Raw genomic sequence first — 1,083 nt, 5'->3', positions numbered from 1 at the left:
AGCATCGAGCGATATATCGAGCAGTACAACCAACACGGCCGGCCGTTCGTATGGACCGCGACCGCCGATTCAATTCTCCAGAAAGTGGCTCGGCTATGCAAAGTTATTTCTGGGACAGAACACTAGCTGCCAACGTCATCGATGCAGTTGCCGCGGGCGGTTCTGTTGGCGTGAAGATCGCAATGCACGTGGCGGCGATGCTGATCACTTTCATTGGTCTCATTGCCCTGCTCAATAACATGGTCTCAGGCATCGCAACCTTCATCGGGTTCCACGATGTAACCTTGCAGTCGCTGCTTGGGCTACTCTTCTCACCACTTGCGTGGGTGATCGGCGTACCTTGACACGACGCATCGATCGCCGGAAACTTCATTGGCGTGAAATTGATCTTGAACGAGTAGTTGCTTATACAGGTTTGGCACCGTACCTGCAAACTACAGCTCAGGTTGCCGCAAGCGGGCTGCAAATCTTGACGCCCAAAACATTGGCGATTGTCTCATTCGCATTGTGCGGGTTCGCCAATTTTTCCTCGATCGCAATCTTGACTGGTAGCTTCGGCGCGATCAACCCGGACATCCGCGGACGCGTCGGCCGATATGGTCTGCGGGCGCTGACTGCGGTCACTTTGTCGAACCTGATGAGCGCGACCATTGCTGGCCTTTTCGTCTCGCTAGTCAACTGCGTCATTGAAATGGCACTGGTCGAATTCGCCGCGATGGATCGTCGTACTTCCATTTAATCGGCTTGGGATTCTTGTTGTGCTCGCGGATACAGCGCATCAGCTTGCGCTCCAGAGCCTTTACCGTGGTGAAGATGCCTCACGCAATCGTGTCGCGCTGGATGACTAGTGAGTCGCGCGATCACGTCGTAGGCCTTGGGTTCGTCAGTCGTGGCGGCCTCACGCGACAAAGTGATGGAGCGCTCGAGACAGGTGGATCAGTTTATAGCTTCCCTAATGTTCTGTCCCAGAAATAACTTTGCATAGCCGAGCCACTTTCTGGAGAATTGAATCGGCGGTCGCGGTCCATACGAACGGCCGGCCGTGTTGGTTGTACTGCTCGATATATCGCTCGATGCTGGTGA

Annotated in this window: 4 pseudogenes; 2 read left to right on the top strand and 2 right to left on the bottom strand. The window is 54.5% G+C overall.

Going from position 1 to position 1,083, the window contains the following annotated elements:
- Window positions 1-126, top strand: a pseudogene (locus AB4Y43_RS40410) (IS630 family transposase); the annotation flags it as partial.
- Window positions 126-673, top strand: a pseudogene (locus AB4Y43_RS40405) (nucleoside transporter C-terminal domain-containing protein); the annotation flags it as partial. The pseudogenes AB4Y43_RS40410 and AB4Y43_RS40405, both read left to right, overlap by 1 nt.
- A gap of 10 nt (window positions 674-683) precedes the next feature.
- Here AB4Y43_RS40405 and AB4Y43_RS40400 read toward each other — a convergent pair.
- Both AB4Y43_RS40400 and AB4Y43_RS40395 read right to left on the bottom strand, forming a co-directional pair.
- Window positions 684-842 (bottom strand): annotated as a pseudogene (locus AB4Y43_RS40400) (IS630 family transposase); the annotation flags it as partial.
- A gap of 110 nt (window positions 843-952) precedes the next feature.
- Window positions 953-1,083: pseudogene (locus AB4Y43_RS40395) on the bottom strand (IS630 family transposase); the annotation flags it as partial.

This window comes from Paraburkholderia sp. BR10872, assembly GCF_040965835.1.
GTDB classification, from domain to species: domain Bacteria; phylum Pseudomonadota; class Gammaproteobacteria; order Burkholderiales; family Burkholderiaceae; genus Paraburkholderia; species Paraburkholderia nodosa_A.
Note: the sequence above shows the minus strand (reverse complement) of the source record. Positions and strands in the feature narration are given on the sequence as shown.